This window comes from Shinella zoogloeoides (assembly GCF_022682305.1).
Lineage (GTDB): Bacteria > Pseudomonadota > Alphaproteobacteria > Rhizobiales > Rhizobiaceae > Shinella > Shinella zoogloeoides_B.
The window spans coordinates 320,023-337,479 of record NZ_CP093528.1 but is presented as its reverse complement, the minus strand read 5'-3'; the positions used below and the strand labels follow the sequence as shown (position 1 = coordinate 337,479).

Genomic DNA, 17,457 nt, shown 5'->3' with positions numbered 1-17,457 from the left:
AATAAAAAACGCGGCCGTTTCCGGCCGCGTCATTTCTGTTTTTGCTGGCGGAGCCGTCAGGCGGCTTCCCTCTCGACGGCCCATTTGCGCAGGATCTTGGCGGCGCGTTCCTCGCTGATCTCGACCATGCGGCCGAGGCGACGTTCCGGGCCTTCCTTGACGCGGCGGTTGAAGGAACCGTCGCCGTCATCGCCGGCATTGAGCAGGTCGTCCGTGCTGTCGAAGCCGAAGTCGGCACCGAAGCCGTCCATGAGGGTGGCGCCGGGGCCGCCGATGCCGCTTGCCGGCGAGAAGTCGGGCAGTTCGAGACCTGCCGCGCCGCTGTCCAGCGCGCCGGCCGAGGCGCCGCCGCCGGTGACGGAACGGACCGCCGGGCGCAGGCCGAACCAGACCACGAGGAAGGCGACACCGACGAAAGCGAGCGCATTGATGATGCCGCCGAGATTGCGTGTCAGTACTTCCAGGATGCCCGGGCCGGGCACGGCTTCGTCGAGAAGCTGGTGATCAAGGAATTCCATGGCGGTGATCGTCACCACGTCGCCGCGATCGGTGTTGAGGCCGGCGGCGGACGAGACGATCTTCTGCATGTCGGCGATATAGGCGTCGATCTTCGCCTGGTCCGCCGGCTCGCCGACCATGGCCGCGACGCGAGCGCGGTTGACCACCACGGCGACCGACAGCTTCTCCACGGCGACACCGTTGCGGACGGTCGCGACCGTCTTGCTGTTGATCTCGTAGTTGGTCTGCTCTTCCTTCTTGTCCGCCTCGTCCTTGGACTGCGGGCCGTCGCCGTTACCTTCCGGGCCGCCCTGCGGAATGTTCTGCTCGACGGTCGCGGCCTTGTTCGTCGCCTGCTGGCTGGACTTTTGGCTTTCACGCGTCACGCGGATGGAGCGCTCGACGCGCGATTCCGGATCGTAGACCGTTTCCTGGATCTGCTGCGTATCGGTATTGAGCGAGGCGGTAACGCTGGCGCGGAAATTGTCCATGCCGAGGAAGGGCGCAAGCGCCTTTTCGATATTGCGCTCGATCTCGCTCTGGACGGTCTGGACCGCCGTCAGCGAGCGATTGACCGCGCCGTTCTCCGGGTCGTCGCCGGAAGCGAGAAGCTGGCCGGCGGAATCGAGAATGGTGACACCGTCGACTTCGAGGCCCGGCACGGAGGCCGCGACGAGGTGGCGGATGGCGGCGGCCGATTCACGACCGGCCTGCGCGCTGGCGCGGATCATGACGGAGGCGGTCGGCACCTGGTCGGCTTTGCGGAAATTGCCGCGCTCGGGCATCACGATATGGACGCGGGCGGCGGCGATGCCACTGATCTGCTGGATGGTGCGGGCGATCTCGCCTTCGAGGGCGCGCACACGCGTCACTTCCTGCATGAAGGAGGTCAGGCCAAGGGAGCCGACCTTGTCGAAGAGTTCATAGCCGGCATTGGCGCTGCTCGGCAGGCCGCGCTCGGCGAGATAGAGCCGCGCCTTGCCGGTCTGGCCGACAGGGACCTCGATGCTTGCACCGTCCGTTCCGGTGTTGAAATCGATATTGGCCTCGGCAAGCGCTAGGCTGATCTGGTTCACGTCGGTCTTTTCAAGGCCGACATAAAGCGTCTCGTAGGCGGGCTTGTTCACGAGGATCCCGGCGGTAAGCACGAGACCGATCGACACGACGGCGGCTCCCGCCAGCATCGCGAGTTTCGCCTGCCCCAGCGAAGCCAGGTTCTTGTAGACTTTCGTCAACTGTTCCAACAGATTCATTCTGTTCCCGCACGGACTAGTCGCCTGTCCACCGGACTAGCATGCCGGCGCTCCCAGACGCATTTTCAATCTCGTGGGACGGGACCGGCACATTTCCGCACGCGCCGACCTGCCCCATGGAATACGCGGACCTAACTGATCCGGCCTGGAAACTAGACCGTGAAACTTGCGCGAGCATGTCGTGGCGCAGCTTTGCCCGCGGCGCAAAACGCAAGACGGCGCCGGTAAGGCGCCGTCGAAAGGAACGGGGTTTCCCGGAGGAAACCGCTCAGAAGAACTCGAAATCGCCGGCAGCCTTGCCGAGCGGCTGGGAATGGCCATGGCGCAAGCCGTTGCTCAGCGCCTTCTGCATGTCGGCAAGCTTCACGAGGTTCAGCGCCGTCGTGACGTCGACGACCCAGCCGTCGGGAATACCGCCGGTGATGGTGTCGATGAATTCGGCAAGCCCGCGCGTCTTCTGGACGGCAAGGTCGATCCCCTGCAGCACCATCATGCGCTCGCCGGCGTCATTTGCGCCTTCGTTCTGGATGGCCGCAAGCTGCGGCTCGATGCGCTCGATGAGATAGGCGACGTCGTGCAACTCGGACACGATCCGCATCAGGACATCCGGAAGGGCTTCTTCCATGGCGGTCGCGGCACTCTGATACTCGGCTTGCATGGATTACCCTTTTCTGTACGAGCCGGCGAAAACCGGCAACGCAATACACTTCGTACTTTCGTTTCCGCGCAGCGGGACCGCCGCTCAGAAGAATTCGATCGAGCTTTCGACGGGCTTGACGACGGGAGCGGGCCGCTGCTCCAGCGCAACCGTCTTCTGCGTCTCGACGCCGGTCAGGGCATATTGCCGGGCACGGCCGCTCGACGGCCAGTATTCCAGCTTGCGCCCGTGCTCGCCGCCCGTGCTCTCGCCCACGACCTTGATGCCTTCGTCCATCAGGAACTGGCGGGCGAAGAGCGCATTCTGCTCGCCGACATTGGAGAAGCGGGCGATCGTGCGCGCACCGCCGAAGATCTTCGCCTCCAGCCGGTCCCGCCGCGCGCCCTGCTTCAGGAGGCCGTTGATCAGCAGTTCCATCAGGTGCACGCCGTAGCGTGTGGCGTCCCCGCCCGAGGCCAGGGCCTCGGCCGAGCCGGGCAGCAGGAAGTGGTTCATGCCCCCGACGCCAATGACCGGGTCGCGCATGCAGGCGGCCACGCACGAGCCGAGAATGGTGGTGAGCACCACATTCGGATCGTTGAGGACCTTGTATTCGCCCTGAATGACATGGACGCGGCGCGTCCCGGCGTCTGTTATCATTTCAATGCCCCGAACACGGCTTCGATAGCCGCCTTCATCTTCTCGATGGTGAAGGGCTTGGCGAGAACATTGTTCGCACCCAGCGCCGCCGCCTTCTGCACGAGGGCACGGTCGCCCTGCGCGGTCAGGATGATGAAAGCCGCCTTCTTGGTGTTCGGATTGGACCGAACCGCCTGAAGGAACTCGATGCCGTCCATCTTCGGCATGTTGAAGTCGGAGATGACGAGGTGGTGCGGCTGCTGGGCCATGATGGCCATGCCCTGCGCGCCGTCACCGGCCGCGGTGATCTGCTTGAAACCGAGCTGCTGGAGGGCATCACCCAAAAGCAGGCGGCTCGTCACCTGGTCGTCAACGATGAGTACTTTGATTTTTTCAGCGATAGACATTATTCGCTCCCTTCTCTACGGGCCGCAGTGATCTTCAGGATTTCCTCCCCTATGGAGGAGAGCGGAAACTGGTGTTCCACGGCACCCAGTTCGAAAGCCACTCTGGGCATTCCATATACGACGCAGGTCTTTTCGTTCTGGCCGATGGTACGCGCCCCTGCATGGCGCATCTTCAACAAACCCGCCGCCCCGTCCCGGCCCATGCCGGTCAGGATGACGCCGACGGCATTGCGGCCGGCGAGCTCTGCCACCGAATCGAACAGCACATCCACCGAAGGGCGGTGACCGTTGACCGGATCGCGTTCCACCAGCCGGCAGCAGGGCGCATGCGGGTTGGTGATCTGAAGGTGACGGTCGCCGCCGGGCGCAAGATAGATCTTGCCGATCTCGAGACGCGCGCCATCCGTCGCTTCCTGTACCACCGGCGCGCAGAGGCGGTTCAGCCGCTCGGCGAAGCTCTTGGTGAAGGTCGGCGGCATATGCTGCGTGATGACGGTTGGCGGGCAGTTGACCGGGAATTTCTGCAGGACCGCGATCAGCGCTTCCACGCCGCCCGTCGAGGAGCCGATGGCGACGACGCGGCGGCCGGGCCGATAGCCGGCGGCCGGGTTGACGTTCGAGGCGGCGGGCGCAAGCGGCGGCGGCTCTGCGTGGAAACGGCGCTGCGAGCGGGCGGCAGCCTTCACCTTCTCGGCAAGGTCGCCGAAGGGACGGGCATCGCCCGGCTGCGGCTTGCCAACGCAATCGAAGGCGCCGATCTCCAGCGCCATCAGCGAGGCTTCCGCGCCGCGATGGGTGAGCGTGGAGACCATGATGACCGGCATCGGCCGGAGCTTCATGATCTTGTCGAGGAATTCGAGCCCGTTCATGTTCGGCATCTCGATATCCAGCGTCACGACGTCCGGATTGAGCTGCTTGATCGCGTTGCGGGCTTCCATGGCGTCGCCGGCCTGGCCGATGACGTTCACATCGGGATCGGCGTTGAGCACGGCCGTGATCAGGCCGCGCATGGTCGGCGAATCGTCGACGACGAGGACACGCGCTGGTGCCATTATGCGCCCCTCCTGTACTTGCCGGTGTAACGGTAGGTGGTGATGCCGATATTGTCGAACTGGTTCTTCGCCTCGCCCGAGACACGCTCGGAATGGCCGATATAGAGGTGGCCGTTGTCACCCAGCATGCCAGCGAAGCGCGACCAGATCTTCATCTGCGTCGGCTCATCGAAATAGATGACGACGTTGCGGCAGAAGATCACGTCAAACGGACCCTTGAACGGCCACTGCGCCATCAGGTTCAGCTCGTTGAAGGTGATGAGCCGCTTCACCCGGTCGTCGACCTGCCACTTCTGCCGGCCGCCCGCATCCACCTCGCGGAAGAACTGCTTGCGCATGGCGGGGTTCACCGTTTCCAGCGCATTGGCGTCATAGGCGCCGGCCCTGGCGATGGCGAGGATCTTCGGGTCGATGTCCGTCGCGAGGATGCGGAAGTCGTAGTCGGCGATATTCGGCATCAGCGACAGCACCGTCAGCGCAATCGAGTAGGGCTCCTGCCCGTCCGAACAGGCCGCCGACCAGATGCGCACGCGGCCGCCGTTGCGGGCGCGGGCGAGCAGCTCCGGCAGGACGTCGCTCTTCAGATGGTCGAAGTGATGGTTCTCGCGGAAGAAGCGCGTGAAGTTCGTAGTCAGGTGCGACAGCATCTCCTTGCGCGCCGAAGCGCCGGCCGGCGAGGAGACGAGCGCGCAATATTCCCGGAAGCCCTTGAGGCCGAGCTGGCGGATATGCTTCGACAGGCGCGAATAGACCAGCGAAGCCTTGGTCTCGTTGAGATAGATGCCTGCATCCGCATAGATCATGGCCGCGATCTCGGACAGATCCTTGCGCGTCAGCGGATACTCGCCGCTCGCGAGGCATTCGTCCGGCGATTGCCGTGTATCGATGGCCGAAGAATAGGTCATGCGGCTTCGCTTTCGGTATGCGGGAACAGGGATTCGAGCTCGAGAAGACAGATCATGCGGCGCTCGATGGCGAGGATGCCGCGGGCATAGGCCTTGGTCGCCTCGTTGGCGACGTCAGGCGTCGGCTGCATGTTCTCGTCGGTCACGGTCAGGATGTCGGATACCGCATCGACCAGCAGGCCCACCACCTTCGGCCCGACCTGGGCAACGATGATGACGTGGCGCACGGTCGGCTCCACGGGCTTCATGCCGAGGCGCAGCGACATGTCGACGATCGGCAGGACGACGCCGCGCAGGTTGATCACGCCCAACACGTAGGAAGGCGCGTGCGGCATCGGCGTCGCCGGGGTCCATCCACGGATCTCCCGGACCGACATGATGTTCACGCAGAACTCCTGATCGCCGATCCTGAAGGCGATCAGTTCGCGTCCGTGGGTGAGATTCTTGACCGCGTTCGTCATGGGCTATCAACCGGTGGCAGCGAGCGAGATGTCTTGTTTCAGGGACTGGCCGCGCGAAGCGGCGACAACCGCATCGACGTCCAGGATGAGAGCGACGCGACCGTCACCGAGAATGGTGGCGGCGGCGATGCCCGGCACGTGGGTGTAGTTCGCCTCGAGGCTCTTGATGACGACCTGGCGCTGGCCCTGGATCGCATCGACCATGAGGGCGCGCTGGCCGCCGCCTTCCGATTCCACGAGAAGCGCGACGCCCTCGATGGGATTTGCCTGCGTGGCGCGGAAGTTGAGAATCCGGCCGACATCCACCAGCGGGCAGAACGAGTTGCGGATCGAGATGAGCCGCTGCGATGCGCCGAAGGAATGGATGGCGGAGGCTTCCGGCTGCAGCGTCTCGACGATGGCCGTCAGCGGCACGACGAGCGTCTGGCCGGCGACCGTGACCACCATGCCGTCGAGGACGGCGAGCGTCAGCGGCAGGCTCATGGTGAAGACGGAGCCCTGCCCCGGCTTGGACGAGATCGAGATGCGGCCGCCGAGCGCCTGGATCGAGCGCTTGACGACGTCCATGCCGACGCCGCGGCCGGACAGGTCCGAGACCTTGTCGGCGGTGGAGAAACCGGCGTGGAAGATCAGGTTGTCGATTTCCTCGTCCGACAGGTTCGCATCGGCCGCGATCAGGTCATTGTCGATGGCCTTCTGGCGCACCTTCTCGCGGTTGATGCCGGCGCCGTCGTCGGCCAGCTCGATGACGATGCGGCCCGAACGGTGCTTTGCCGTGAGGCGGACGGTGCCTTCCGGGTTCTTGCCGAGGGCTTCGCGCTTCTCCGGCATTTCGAGGCCGTGGTCGACCGCGTTGCGGATCATGTGCGTCAGCGGCTCGGCGAGCTTGTCGATGACGGTCTTGTCGACTTCGGTGTTCTCACCTTCCGTGATGAGGCGAACCGACTTGCCGGTGATGTCGGCGATTTCGCGGACAGTGCGGGCCATGCGCTGGAAGACCGGCTTCACCGGCTGCGCGCGGATCGCCATCACCGAGTCCTGGATCTCGCGGGTGAGCTGCTGCAGCTCCTCCAGACCCATATTGATGGAGGACGTGCCGTTGTTGTCGTTCTCCACAACGCTCTGCGAAAGCATCGCCTGGTTGATGACGAGCTCGCCGACGAGGTTGATCAGGCGGTCGACGCGATCGAGATCGACGCGGATCGTCTGGCCTGCGGCAGCAGCCTGGTTCGCCTGCGCGGCGCTGGCGGCCGAAGCGGCGGCAGCAGCCTTATTCTCGGCGGCGCGGCTTGCGACCTGCGCGACCTTGGTGGCGGTTTCGGCGGCGGCGACGGCAGCCGCGGCATCACTTTCGATGATGGCCGGTTCGTCGGCGGCAGCGGCGCCACCGTCGTCGAGCATGGAAAGGTCGAAGGGAACAGGCTGCATCGGCAGCTCTTCGTCACCGCTCGCCTCACTGACGACGTCTTCCTCGATGGTCTGGATATCGAGGTCGCAATCCCATTCCGCGAATTCGAAGACGGAGCGCACGCCGTCCTCGCCCTTTTCGGTCGTTACCGAGATTTTCCAGGAGAAATAGGCTTCCTCCGGGTTCATCTTGTCGAGCGTCGGCAGGGCATCCATGTCGCAATAGACGCTCATCTCGCCGAGGCGGGAAACGTCGCGCAGCAGGAGGACGGCTTCGTTGCCCTTGGCGTAGAGGTCTTTCTTCGGCTTGAACGAGACCTGGACGGTCGGCACGTAGTGGTCGGCGCCCTCCTCGTCGAAATCCCCGAAGGAGAACGGGATCGGCTGGAAGCCTTCGTCGTTGACCGCCGGCTTCTCGACGACCGGTGCAGGCGCGGCCGCCTTGGGGGCAGCGGCAACCGGCTTCGGCGCGGGCGCCTCGGCGGCAGCGGGAACCTCGCCGTGGGCCAGCGCCTCGAGTTCCCGGATCAGGGTGCGGCTGCGCGCCTCGTCGACGCTGCCGCCGTCACGGGCCGCGTTGGTCAGGTCCGCCAGAACGTCGGCGGACTTGAGCATGACCTTCAGGACGTCCTGGGTGGGCTCCAGCTTGTTGGATCGAACGCAATCCAGTGTCGTCTCGAACACGTGGGCGAAGGAGACGAGGTCATCGAGGCCGAATGCGCCGGCACCGCCCTTGATCGAGTGGACGGCACGGAACACGGCGTTGACCGTCTCCGGGTCGCGATCCCCGTCATTCAACTTCAAGAGACCGGATTCCAGTTCCGCGAGCTGCTCCTCGCACTCCTGGAAGAAGATCTCTTTGATTTCGTTCATATCCATCGGGAAAATCCTGGACTGGAGGATTAGGCGGTTACGCGCTCGATTGCATCGATCAGCTTGGTCGGGTCGAAGGGCTTTACGATCCAGCCCGTCGCACCGGCCTGGCGGGCGCGGTTCTTCTTCTCGGCATCGCTCTCGGTGGTCAGAACGAGGATCGGGATCGCCCGGTACTTCTCGTTGCGGCGCACGCCTTCGATGAAGCCGAAGCCGTCGAGGCGCGGCATGTTGATGTCGGTGACGATGACGTCAGGGTTCGCGTTTTCGAGGACTTCGAGGCCCTCTACGCCGTCTTCCGCCTGAATGGTCTCGAAGCCTGCATTATTGAGAGTGACCAGAAGCATGTTCCGGATCGTCCGGGAATCATCCACGGTCAGGACTTTTTTCTTCATTGCGTAGCCTCCTGTGCCAGCAAGTGATCAATATTCACGCCGATAAGTTGCATTGTCTTCATGAAAGGGTCGGACACCTTGGTGAAGGTGAAGGGCTGCTTGTCCTCTTCCCAGCTCTTGGCGCCGGCCATCAGCACCTGGGCGCAGAGCGCGCCTACCCGCTCGACCGCCGAGGCGTCGATTGTCAGCGGATTGCCCTTGAGGCCCATGAGCTGGGTATGCAGCGCCGTCGCCTCGTTGAGATCGAGGACGGGGGCAAGGCTTAGACTTTTCTGAGCGGCTTTCTTGCTCGCCATTATCGCGTTCCTTGTCTGAAGCAGTGACTGCGTCTTTCCGAATGCGTTGCTCCGCCATTCGGTGCCGGCGGCAGGCCTTCTTCGGAAAGCCGGCTGCGCGCCGTGGAAAACCAGTGCCGGGGTTGGCTTGCCGTCATCTCAGCCTCCGAAGCCGACGGCGCGCGCCGTCAGGAAATCGAGGGGAGAGGACGATGTTTCGCCTGCCGGCATCGTCGCGCGCGGCTCCGCCTGCGCGGGGCGAGCCGGGCGGCGAAGGTCGCGCTGCGACGAAACGTGGAATTCGCGGATCGTGCGGCCGAGTTCGAGGATGACGGTGTGGAGGTCGCCGCCCGCATTGCCGAAGCGACCGGCCTCCGCGGCGTCGGCTTCCAGCATGCGGCCGGCGCGACCGATCTCGGCCGAAACACCGTTCAGCCCATCCGCATCGACGGCGCTTTCGCGCGCGATGCCGGTGATGGCCTCATTGATGTCCTCGACCTGGCGCACGATGTTGCCGATGGCGTCCTGCGTGCGATGGACGTGCTCGACGCCGGCCTCGACCTGCGCCTTCGTGCCCGTGACGAGCTGCTTGATCTCGCGCGCGGCGTCGGCCGAGCGCTGGGCGAGCGCGCGCACTTCCTGCGCGACGACGGCAAAGCCTCGGCCGCTGTCGCCGGCGCGGGCAGCCTCGATGCCGGCATTGAGCGCCAGCAGGTTGGTCTGGAAGGCGATCTCGTCGATGACGCCGATGATCTGGCCGATCTTCTCGGCCGAAGCCTCGATATCCGCCATGGCCGACATCGCTTCACCGACGATGTTGCCGCTGAGCGCGACGGAGGCCTGCGTGGAGGCGGCAGCGGCCTGGGCCTTGCGGGTCTCGCCCAGCGTCTGGCGCACCCGCTCGACGATGGCGCCGAGGGCGTTGGCGGTCTCGATGAGGTTTGCCGACTGCTCGGAGGAACGGGCGGAGAGCGCATTTGCGCCTGAAGCCAGCGTGCCGACGAGACGGTCGGATTCGCTGGCGCGGTCAGCGGCCGCGGCAAGACGGGACTGGATTTCGTCGAGCGCGCCGTTCAGCGTGTCGGCCATGTCGCGCCAGGCGTCGGGCATCTCGCCGGAAACGCGCTGCGAGAAATCGAGCTGCGAGAGGCCGCGGATCGCCTCACCGAAGACCCGGTCAAGCTCGGCGCGGTCCTCGCGGCGCTGTTCGCCGAGCGCGCGGGCATGGGCGTGGCGCAGCTCGTTGAAGCGCAGCGAGACGCCGATTTCCGCGTCGACCATGGCGGTGCGCAGGAAGGCGGAGACGAGCTCGGTCAGCTCCTTGCGGCGGGCCTTGCCGCCGCCGAGGATGGATTTCGGCCAATATTCCTCGATGAGGCCGGTGACGACCGTCTCAAGGACGACCGAATGACCGGCGATCCGCCAACGCGGATCGAGGCCCATCTGGCTTTCGCTGTCGGAGAGAACCTTGACCCGCTCGGCATAGAGGCCGTCGAAGCGCGCATCGGTCAGGACGCTCCAGTGGGAACTCTGGAGGTCGTGCAGACGGTCGACCTGGCGCTCGCTCTGGAAGTGGCGGGCAGCATCGGGAAAGGTCTGGAAACGCTGGAAGAGATCGCGAAGGGCCGTTTCGACATGCCGTTCGAGCGTCTGGCGATGGCGGCGCAGGATATCGCCGTCGGCGCTTTCCACCCCGGCAAAGCGCAAACGGTCGCGCAGGCTGGCTGCCTGTCCCGTTCGAGCCTGTTCTGCCGGCATTTCCTGCACCAATCCGCTCCCAAACCAACGATGCCCGGTTGCCCTGCGGGCGAACCGACTGAATTTCGCATGGATGGGGAGCTGGCCGAGCCGCACGCTGCCGCAAACGGCATGCGTGGCACTCCCGTCGATCCATGATCAAATTCGGTGAAACTCGAATACCGGCTCTGTTCCGGTACGGCGGTTCGGCATCATGCCTGGGTGAGAAACGGCGAGTTTCCCATTCCGACGTGTAGACCCATGTTTATGGTTAATTCCTTGCCTGAAGGTTAATAGTTCACACCTTGTTTATGACTTCGCTAAAATTAACACGACCCGACGTTGCGTAAGCCACGGGCAAGCCCGCGCGCGTAATCTTCAAGTCGTAAACTGACAATGATGTCAGAGGGAACAGGCAATGATTGTTCTGGGACTGGGCGCCACACTGATCGCTTCCGCAACGCTCGCAGCACTCTATCTTCTCATCGACATCGAGGCCGCGCGCACGAAAGCAAAGGCGCGGGTTTTCTAAAAGTCCCTCTTGCTTTCGCCAAATCGGCTGCCAGATTACATCCCGACGGAATGACACCGTCCAAGGGAGCACATCATGGGCATTGAAAGCATTCTGGTTTTCCTCATCGTCGGCGCAGTCGCCGGCTGGCTCGCCGGCCTCATCGTCTCGGGCTTCGGCTTCGGCCTCATCGGTAACATCGTCGTCGGCATCGTCGGCGCCTTCATCGCCGGCTATCTCTTCCCCGCCATCGGCGTCAGCCTCGGCAGCGGCATCGTCGCCGCCATCCTCCACTCCACCATCGGTGCCGTGATCCTGCTCGTGCTGATCAAGGTCATCAAGCGCGCCTGAGCGACAAGCGCCCTGCGTCTACCGGTCCAGGCCGCGCAGGGTGCGTATGCTCGACGGGGGCGGCTGCGTGCTGCTCCACGTCATGCCGTTCTTCTCGCAGACATAGACGCTTCGCGGCATCCAGTGGGTCCTGTCGCTGCGCGGCACCTCCACCTGCTGGGTGCAACGCGGCGCGTCCTTGTTGCTGTATTCCTCCGTGGCATCGGAGGGAACGACGCCGGGAAGATCCTTGAAAGCCTGCGCCCGCCCGGTGGAGGCGGACACAAGGATGGTAAGGAGCACGAGGGCGGTGCGTGTCTTCATCGTCTTTCCCGGTCGGAGCCGGCCTTTCGCAATCCACAAAGAGGTACCGCCGGCCGGCGACATGCGATATAGGCCTGCGGATATTCAGACAGCTTAGATGGGGTTTTTCATGGCAAGTGCAATCCGGTATCACGAAGGCGATATCCCGGCGGCGGATGCGGCCCGCTATACCGGCGCCATTGCCATCGACACCGAGACGCTCGGCCTCGTCCCGCGCCGGGACCGACTCTGCGTCGTGCAGCTCTCGCCGGGCGACGGCACCGCGGACGTCATCCGCATCGCCGCCGGCCAGAAGGAAGCCCCCAACCTTACCGCCATGCTGGAAGACCCGGCGCGCCAGAAGATCTTCCATTACGGCCGCTTCGATATCGCCGTGCTGTTCCACACCTTCGGTGTCACCACCACACCGGTCTTCTGCACCAAGATCGCCTCGCGCCTGACCCGCACCTATACCGACCGCCACGGCCTCAAGGACAATCTCAAGGAAATGCTCGAAGTCGACATTTCCAAGCAGCAACAGTCTTCCGACTGGGCGGCCGCGACGCTGTCGCCGGCACAGCTCGAATATGCCGCCTCGGACGTGCTCTATCTCCATGCGCTGCGCGACAAGCTCACCGCCCGCCTCCTGCGCGATGGCCGGGCAGAGCATGCGGATGCCTGCTTCGCCTTCCTGCCGACCCGCGCCAAGCTCGATCTGCTCGGCTGGGAGGAAACGGATATCTTCGCCCATAGCTGACCCCGCAAATCCGCGGGCGCAGGCTTAACGCCCGGTTAACGGCCTCGGCCTTATCCTCCAGTCTCCTGGAGGTTTGCCATGCTGACATCGCTGCAGAGCGCGCAGTCCACCGCCGCCATCTCGGCCATGCAGTCGATCGTCGAGACGATCGAGGATCGCCGCCGCGAAGAGGCGGAGAAGGCGAGCGGGCGCAAGAACGACGACATCCGCGAGCAGGCGCACCTGCAGTCGGACGACGCCGCGCGCCAGGCGAACACCCGCATCAACGAACATTTCTTCGGCAGCAACGCCCGCGGCGGCGATACGCTCGCCAAGGTGATCGCCCGTTTCAGCGATACGCTCGGCATCACCCAGCAGGATGGCGAATCCGCACGCGCCTTCGCCCAGCGCCTTTCCGACAAGATCACCCTCGTCGACAGCGTCGGACTTGCCGCCAAGGGCAGCACGCTCAATGTGAGCCTGCGCTCGCTCGGCACCACGCTTTCCTCCGTCAAGGAGGCGATGGCCGGCCCCTCCGACGATGCCGCCGCCAATCTCGTCGCACGCCTTGCGTTGGCGACGGGCGTGACGCAGGGCGAGGACGAGGCCGACTTCGAGCAGCGCCTTTCCGCCATGCTGACGCGCGAGCGCGGCGAACTTCCGGCGGATGTCGCGACGCTGGAGAGGAAATCCGGCCTCACCGATCTCGGCCTTACCGCGAGCGATATCATCGGCGCGATCCGAAACCCCTATGGCACCGAGGCTCAGCGCGTGAAGGACGCGCTGGCGGAGAAGGCTGAGGAGGAAAAGGCGCTCACGCCGGAAATGCGCAAGGTTCTCGCCCGTCTCGAGGACGCGGCGGACCCGAAATCCATCGAGGAACTGAAGCTCGACCGCACGAAACGGGATCCGACGCGCGTCGAGGATGCTGAAACGCGCAAGGAGCGCGAGGAAACCATCGGCAAGCTGGAGGCCGGCGAGAAGCTCGAGGACGTCGAGAAGCTTCAGGACGCCGTCGGCCACGCCAACGAAGACGCCGTGAAGGGCAAGGCCGACAGCCGGACGCCGACCGAGGCCATCGACACGATCCAGTTGCTCGCCGCCGGCGCGGAGGCGACCGAGGTTGACGAGAAGGCCCCCGCAAAGCCCGATCATGGCCTCTCCCCGCAAACGGAAACACCGGCCGAGAGCACGGGCGAAGCCGTCCGCAACCTCGATGCGGCGGGTGTGATCGAGCAAGAGGAACGGGAAGAGGCGAAGAAGGGTATCTTCGCGCTGCGTGTCGACGACAACGGGATTTACGACCTGATCACCCGCCAGCTCGTCGCCTAGGACCGGGACTCCGGTTTACGCCGCACGATACCGAGGCGGGCGATGACTTCCGGCGGGATACCATAGCGGCGGACCGCATCCTTCTGGCTGCGCAGACCGCACATCTCCCGCTGGATGAAGAAGGCCCAGACCTTGTCGGCCGCGTCGTCGAGCAGGTCTTCCCGCTCCCCCTCCCCGCAACCGGCTGCAAGACGTTCGGCCAGAACCGCCAGCGCCTTCTCGACCTTCAGCCCATGCCGGCCGAGCGCATCTGCCCGTTCGGACATCAGCTCGTATTCGAGGATATTGAGGCCCGTTTCCTTGGTGAAGGAAGGGGCAAGCGCCTGCGGCGGGCGAACCGTCATCTCTCGTCTCCAGTCAGGAGACTCAAGATGGCGCGGCGCGGGCCGGGTTGCAAGGGATCAGGCCGCGCGGGCGCGCACCGCATCGAAGGTCCAGTCGACGAGAAGCTCGCCATCGCGCCAGACGGGCTGCAGGAGATTCCGCCGACCCGCGAGCTGGTCGACACGCGCCGCTTCAAGGCCCACATAGCCCTCGACCACCGCCTGCCGGCCGGCCTTCGAGGCCTTGAGGTTCATGGTCGCCGGGCGCTTGTAGACGTCGTGCCAGTTCCCTTCCATGTCCTGCCGGGCATTGGCCTTCATGGCGAAGGAATAGGTGTCGCGGTTGACGCGCTGAAGAAGCCCCGCGCCCATGCCGAAGGCGATGTTTTCCGCCGAGAAGCCGAAGGCTTCCATACGGCCGAGGATGAGGCCGATATCGGCGGGCGAGATGCCGTCGCCCTGGATGACACGCACGCTGTTATCGAGCACCTTGTAGCCCTTGGCATTGAGATGCGTGCCGAAGGCATAGGCGAGCTGGCGCACAACCTGCACCGGCGTTTCCACCGGATCGCCGCTGTCCGGGCGCACGACCAGCGTGCCGCCGGCCGCCTGCACGCGCTCCTTGAGCTGTTTGCCCCAGATTTCCGCGACGGCATTGTTGATGTCGTAGCTGTCCGACACCACGGCATAGAGGCCCTTGCTGCCGAATTTGTCGACCATGTTGCCGTAGGCCTCCGCCTCGCGGTCCTGCCCCCAGGCGGTCATGGTCGAATGCTCGGAGGCGGGAATGGAGAAGCCGGCCATCTCGGCACCGTAGTAGCGGCGGGCATAGAGCACCGCGCTCACCGTGTCGGTGCCCATGAAATTGACGAGATGCGCCACCCCACCGATGCCCGCCTGCTCGAAACTCGTGGTTCCGCGTGCGCCGAAATCGTGCAGGCGGAAGGGCAGCACGGCGGCCGGGTCGTCGCAGGTCTTTTCCAGGATCGGCTGGATAACCTGCTTCACCTTGCGCGAATTGGAGGCGACCGTGCTCGGATACCAGATGGCGCGCAGGAAGGCCGTCTCGATATAGGATGTGAGCCAGAAGCAGGCCGGATCCGTATTGACCACCTGCGCCACCGGCACGCCGCGGCGCACCATCGTGCCCTCCGGCAACGCCTCGATGAGCAGCGGCAGGAAGCCGCCATGCCTGTTGACGATATGGGTCCAGCCCTCGCGGTTGAACGGCAGGCCATGCGCCGTGACGATGGCCTCGGCCTCGTCCACGTCCCGCATCGTCACCGGTTTCGACAGATATTCCTTCAGGAACATCTGGAGCCCAAAGAACAGCACTTCCGGATGATCGGAATGGCCGCGCGCCTCGACATAGGAGGAGATCGCCCGCGTTTCCGGCGGATATTGCAGGTAGTGGCTGAACTTGTAGCTGTCGGTGTTGAGGATGAGGTTGGTGAGGTTCATCGAAGGGTCTCCGCCGCATCCGCGGTCCGCAAATCCCCGGCGGCCGACAGTGCCGGCAAGATTTACGCGAGCCGAGCATAAGGGGCAAGGCCGTGGCGGCGGGGAAATTGCGCGCGGAATGTTGCACCTGCGAAGCGCCCGCCGCGACGTTAGCGTTTCATTAACCATAAAATGCCAATTGTAACGAAGAGTAGTTGTTCGGAGTTTCGGGGCGTCCCGTCCGGCCACAGTCAGCGGTTCAGTGTTTCGCCGGCCCCGCCGCCGCCTCCCCGCATGAAATGCCCGGTTTTCCGGGCCGAAAGCACTTCATCTCGCAGCGTCGCGCATGATGCGCCATCCGACGAACGATGGTACATTCATTCGCAGGCCTGGGATGCGGACCGCATCGGCAAGGACGGACAGGAGGCATCATGCTGCCGCGCGTGGCACCGACGACAGGGGTATCGCAGCCCTCCCCCGCCCTGCAGGCGGGTGCGCCGGCCGACGCCGCCGCCACGCCGCAGGCCTCCGCCGCCACTCTCGCCAATCTCAGGGCCGAGGTGCTGCTGCGCCTGCTCGAAACCATGCTCAAGCACATGCCGCGCACGGCGGAGCCGAGCCCAGGCCGGGATCTTCTGGAAACGCTGCTGGCCGCGCTGAAGGCGATGCCCGACAGCGAGGGCGGAAACGCCCGCAAGCTTGCCGACATCATCGCACGACTGCCGCCGGAGCTTCGCCCGAGCGTGGAAAAACTGATCGGCACCGTGCTTTCAGCCATGCCGACACGCAGCCTCGTGGAGATCGTGCGCAATCCGAACGGGCCGGAGGCGCAAAAACTGGCCAACCTGCTTGCGACGAGCCTTCAGCCCGGCGACCTTTCCGGTACGGAGCGCCAGCAGAAGCCTGTCGGCCTGACCGCCCAGCAACTCGCCGCCGTCGGCCGCCACGGTCCGCAGCAGGCGGCGCAGGTGGTTGGCGACGCCCGCGCGCTCCAGACGGCGCTGAAGCGCATTTTCGATCTCGAAGGCAGCAGCAAGCCGCGCCCCGTGGCCGGCCAGACATCCGCGCCATCGGGCGAGGCGGAACACATCCTTTCCAATTCCGGGAACACCGCGGCGCGGGCAGAATCCCGCCTGCCAAACCCGGCCGCCAGGACAACCGACCAGCGGCCAGTCGATGCGGCCCAATCGGTGATCCGACACCAGGATGGCGCGGAAGACACGCAAGCGGCATCCCCCACACTGAAACGGGAAGAGGTTCCGGCCAGGGCGCAGATTTCCAACGCGGCGGGACAAGCGCTTGCCCGCAGCGTGCTACAGGCCGTCGCCCGTGACGCGCCCCCCGCCCAGCTCATGCAGGCGGTGGCGCACCTGATGGAAAACCTTTCGCCGGAGGAGGCGAACTTCATCCGAGCACTCCTCGAACACCCCTTCGATCCGGCGATCGAGCAGGAACTGGCCCAGATCGCCAGCGAGCACACAGAAGAGGCAGCAAGCAAGCCTCGCCCCAAAGCCGGCGAACCGGAAGCGGCGGCGCCGCAACCCTCCGCCGAACCGGACGAGGCAGCCTCCGCGCCGCAAGCCAGGGCGGCCGCCCAATCCATGGCGGTGGCCGACGTCCTGCCGGAGAGGCTACCCGCCGCAGCAATTCCCCGTGAGGGCGTTCCCCTCGCCTTCGTGCCCTACCTGCCGGCGGAAGAGGATATCGCCTGGCCGGAAAGCCGCGAGGCCGAACAAGACGATGCGCCCGGCGAGGACGACCCGGCCGGCGAAGAGGACGGCGAGGAGATGCAGGAGGACCCCGGCGGCGGGGAACCGGAGCCGGAAAGCCCCGACATGGCGCGCCGGCGCGAGAAGACGGCGGAGATGGTCGGCGTCATAGAGCCGGGCCTCGTCTTCTACCAGAAGCTCGGCGACTACTGGACCTGACCGATCCCCCAAAGA

At 64.9% G+C, this 17,457-nt stretch carries 18 protein-coding genes; 4 read left to right on the top strand and 14 right to left on the bottom strand.

Annotated elements, in window-relative coordinates:
- Window positions 1-56: 56 nt before the first annotated feature.
- The 11 genes from fliF to MOE34_RS01675 form a co-directional block, all read right to left on the bottom strand.
- A complete protein-coding gene (fliF, locus tag MOE34_RS01725) occupies window positions 57-1,751 on the bottom strand; it encodes a flagellar basal-body MS-ring/collar protein FliF (RefSeq protein WP_242220262.1) in 1,695 nt (564 codons plus the stop codon).
- 268 nt (window positions 1,752-2,019) lie between these two features.
- On the bottom strand, window positions 2,020-2,409 hold the full coding sequence (gene cheT / locus MOE34_RS01720) for a chemotaxis protein CheT (RefSeq protein ID WP_242220260.1): 390 nt from the start codon (window positions 2,407-2,409) through the stop codon (window positions 2,020-2,022).
- Window positions 2,410-2,493: 84 nt separating this feature from the next.
- The gene (cheD, locus tag MOE34_RS01715; protein WP_242220258.1) at window positions 2,494-3,048 is read right to left on the bottom strand and encodes a chemoreceptor glutamine deamidase CheD; all 555 of its coding nucleotides are present in this window, start codon (window positions 3,046-3,048) and stop codon (window positions 2,494-2,496) included.
- Window positions 3,045-3,434, bottom strand: a complete 390-nt coding sequence (locus MOE34_RS01710; RefSeq protein ID WP_160786984.1) for a response regulator — start codon at window positions 3,432-3,434, stop codon at window positions 3,045-3,047. Before MOE34_RS01710 ends, cheD begins: the two co-directional genes overlap by 4 nt.
- Window positions 3,434-4,489 carry a protein-glutamate O-methylesterase CheB gene (gene cheB / locus MOE34_RS01705; RefSeq protein ID WP_242223687.1) on the bottom strand — a complete coding sequence of 352 codons (1,056 nt, stop codon included), beginning with the start codon at window positions 4,487-4,489 and terminating at the stop codon, window positions 3,434-3,436. The genes MOE34_RS01710 and cheB overlap by 1 nt, the downstream gene beginning before the upstream one ends.
- Window positions 4,486-5,391, bottom strand: coding sequence for a protein-glutamate O-methyltransferase (gene cheR, locus MOE34_RS01700; RefSeq protein WP_242220257.1), 906 nt, complete (start codon window positions 5,389-5,391; stop codon window positions 4,486-4,488). The genes cheB and cheR overlap by 4 nt, the downstream gene beginning before the upstream one ends.
- Window positions 5,388-5,852 (bottom strand): chemotaxis protein CheW, encoded by a 465-nt coding sequence (locus tag MOE34_RS01695; protein ID WP_242220255.1) that lies wholly within the window; start codon window positions 5,850-5,852, stop codon window positions 5,388-5,390. The genes cheR and MOE34_RS01695 overlap by 4 nt, the downstream gene beginning before the upstream one ends.
- A gap of 6 nt (window positions 5,853-5,858) precedes the next feature.
- Window positions 5,859-8,138 carry a chemotaxis protein CheA gene (locus MOE34_RS01690; RefSeq protein WP_242220253.1) on the bottom strand — a complete coding sequence of 760 codons (2,280 nt, stop codon included), beginning with the start codon at window positions 8,136-8,138 and terminating at the stop codon, window positions 5,859-5,861.
- A 23-nt stretch (window positions 8,139-8,161) separates the two neighbouring features.
- A complete protein-coding gene (gene cheY1, locus MOE34_RS01685; RefSeq protein ID WP_024270516.1) occupies window positions 8,162-8,527 on the bottom strand; it encodes a chemotaxis response regulator CheY1 in 366 nt (121 codons plus the stop codon).
- On the bottom strand, window positions 8,524-8,823 hold the full coding sequence (locus tag MOE34_RS01680) for an STAS domain-containing protein (protein ID WP_242220251.1): 300 nt from the start codon (window positions 8,821-8,823) through the stop codon (window positions 8,524-8,526). Before MOE34_RS01680 ends, cheY1 begins: the two co-directional genes overlap by 4 nt.
- A gap of 138 nt (window positions 8,824-8,961) precedes the next feature.
- Complete coding sequence (locus MOE34_RS01675) at window positions 8,962-10,560, bottom strand: globin-coupled sensor protein (protein WP_242220249.1); 1,599 nt, start codon at window positions 10,558-10,560, stop codon at window positions 8,962-8,964.
- Between the two features lie 586 nt (window positions 10,561-11,146).
- On the opposite strand from MOE34_RS01675, the gene MOE34_RS01670 reads away from it, so the two are divergent.
- Window positions 11,147-11,401: a GlsB/YeaQ/YmgE family stress response membrane protein gene (locus MOE34_RS01670; protein ID WP_242220246.1), complete on the top strand. Its 255-nt coding sequence runs from the start codon at window positions 11,147-11,149 to the stop codon at window positions 11,399-11,401.
- Window positions 11,402-11,419: 18 nt separating this feature from the next.
- On the opposite strand, the gene MOE34_RS01665 is transcribed toward MOE34_RS01670, so the two are convergent.
- Window positions 11,420-11,704 (bottom strand): hypothetical protein, encoded by a 285-nt coding sequence (locus tag MOE34_RS01665; RefSeq protein WP_242220244.1) that lies wholly within the window; start codon window positions 11,702-11,704, stop codon window positions 11,420-11,422.
- 109 nt (window positions 11,705-11,813) lie between these two features.
- Here MOE34_RS01665 and MOE34_RS01660 point away from each other — a divergent pair, with 109 nt between their 5' ends.
- Both MOE34_RS01660 and MOE34_RS01655 read left to right on the top strand, forming a co-directional pair.
- Complete coding sequence (locus MOE34_RS01660) at window positions 11,814-12,440, top strand: ribonuclease D (RefSeq protein ID WP_242220242.1); 627 nt, start codon at window positions 11,814-11,816, stop codon at window positions 12,438-12,440.
- Between the two features lie 78 nt (window positions 12,441-12,518).
- Window positions 12,519-13,751, top strand: a complete 1,233-nt coding sequence (locus MOE34_RS01655) for a hypothetical protein (RefSeq protein ID WP_242220239.1) — start codon at window positions 12,519-12,521, stop codon at window positions 13,749-13,751.
- Here the strand turns inward: MOE34_RS01655 and MOE34_RS01650 are convergent.
- Together MOE34_RS01650 and MOE34_RS01645 are read right to left on the bottom strand one after the other, a co-directional pair.
- Window positions 13,748-14,095 carry a DUF6665 family protein gene (locus MOE34_RS01650; RefSeq protein ID WP_242220237.1) on the bottom strand — a complete coding sequence of 116 codons (348 nt, stop codon included), beginning with the start codon at window positions 14,093-14,095 and terminating at the stop codon, window positions 13,748-13,750. The genes MOE34_RS01655 and MOE34_RS01650 overlap by 4 nt on opposite strands.
- 57 nt (window positions 14,096-14,152) lie before the next feature.
- On the bottom strand, window positions 14,153-15,535 hold the full coding sequence (locus MOE34_RS01645; protein ID WP_242220235.1) for a nicotinate phosphoribosyltransferase: 1,383 nt from the start codon (window positions 15,533-15,535) through the stop codon (window positions 14,153-14,155).
- A gap of 410 nt (window positions 15,536-15,945) precedes the next feature.
- Here MOE34_RS01645 and MOE34_RS01640 point away from each other — a divergent pair, with 410 nt between their 5' ends.
- Entirely contained in the window at window positions 15,946-17,442 is a 1,497-nt protein-coding gene (locus MOE34_RS01640; RefSeq protein WP_242220233.1) for a hypothetical protein, read from the top strand.
- The last annotated feature ends 15 nt before the right edge of the window (window positions 17,443-17,457 follow it).

What these genes read in the sequence shown, in the direction of transcription:
- fliF (WP_242220262.1), bottom strand. Translation starts at nt 1,751, where the DNA reads ATGAATCTGTTGGAACAGTTGACGAAAGTCTACAAGAACCTGGCTTCG.
- cheT (WP_242220260.1), bottom strand. Translation starts at nt 2,409, where the DNA reads ATGCAAGCCGAGTATCAGAGTGCCGCGACCGCCATGGAAGAAGCCCTT.
- cheD (WP_242220258.1), bottom strand. Translation starts at nt 3,048, where the DNA reads ATGATAACAGACGCCGGGACGCGCCGCGTCCATGTCATTCAGGGCGAA.
- MOE34_RS01710 (WP_160786984.1), bottom strand. Translation starts at nt 3,434, where the DNA reads ATGTCTATCGCTGAAAAAATCAAAGTACTCATCGTTGACGACCAGGTG.
- cheR (WP_242220257.1), bottom strand. Translation starts at nt 5,391, where the DNA reads ATGACCTATTCTTCGGCCATCGATACACGGCAATCGCCGGACGAATGC.
- MOE34_RS01695 (WP_242220255.1), bottom strand. Translation starts at nt 5,852, where the DNA reads ATGACGAACGCGGTCAAGAATCTCACCCACGGACGCGAACTGATCGCC.
- MOE34_RS01690 (WP_242220253.1), bottom strand. Translation starts at nt 8,138, where the DNA reads ATGGATATGAACGAAATCAAAGAGATCTTCTTCCAGGAGTGCGAGGAG.
- cheY1 (WP_024270516.1), bottom strand. Translation starts at nt 8,527, where the DNA reads ATGAAGAAAAAAGTCCTGACCGTGGATGATTCCCGGACGATCCGGAAC.
- MOE34_RS01680 (WP_242220251.1), bottom strand. Translation starts at nt 8,823, where the DNA reads ATGGCGAGCAAGAAAGCCGCTCAGAAAAGTCTAAGCCTTGCCCCCGTC.
- MOE34_RS01675 (WP_242220249.1), bottom strand. Translation starts at nt 10,560, where the DNA reads ATGCCGGCAGAACAGGCTCGAACGGGACAGGCAGCCAGCCTGCGCGAC.
- MOE34_RS01670 (WP_242220246.1), top strand. Translation starts at nt 11,147, where the DNA reads ATGGGCATTGAAAGCATTCTGGTTTTCCTCATCGTCGGCGCAGTCGCC.
- MOE34_RS01665 (WP_242220244.1), bottom strand. Translation starts at nt 11,704, where the DNA reads ATGAAGACACGCACCGCCCTCGTGCTCCTTACCATCCTTGTGTCCGCC.
- MOE34_RS01660 (WP_242220242.1), top strand. Translation starts at nt 11,814, where the DNA reads ATGGCAAGTGCAATCCGGTATCACGAAGGCGATATCCCGGCGGCGGAT.
- MOE34_RS01655 (WP_242220239.1), top strand. Translation starts at nt 12,519, where the DNA reads ATGCTGACATCGCTGCAGAGCGCGCAGTCCACCGCCGCCATCTCGGCC.
- MOE34_RS01650 (WP_242220237.1), bottom strand. Translation starts at nt 14,095, where the DNA reads ATGACGGTTCGCCCGCCGCAGGCGCTTGCCCCTTCCTTCACCAAGGAA.
- MOE34_RS01645 (WP_242220235.1), bottom strand. Translation starts at nt 15,535, where the DNA reads ATGAACCTCACCAACCTCATCCTCAACACCGACAGCTACAAGTTCAGC.
- MOE34_RS01640 (WP_242220233.1), top strand. Translation starts at nt 15,946, where the DNA reads ATGCTGCCGCGCGTGGCACCGACGACAGGGGTATCGCAGCCCTCCCCC.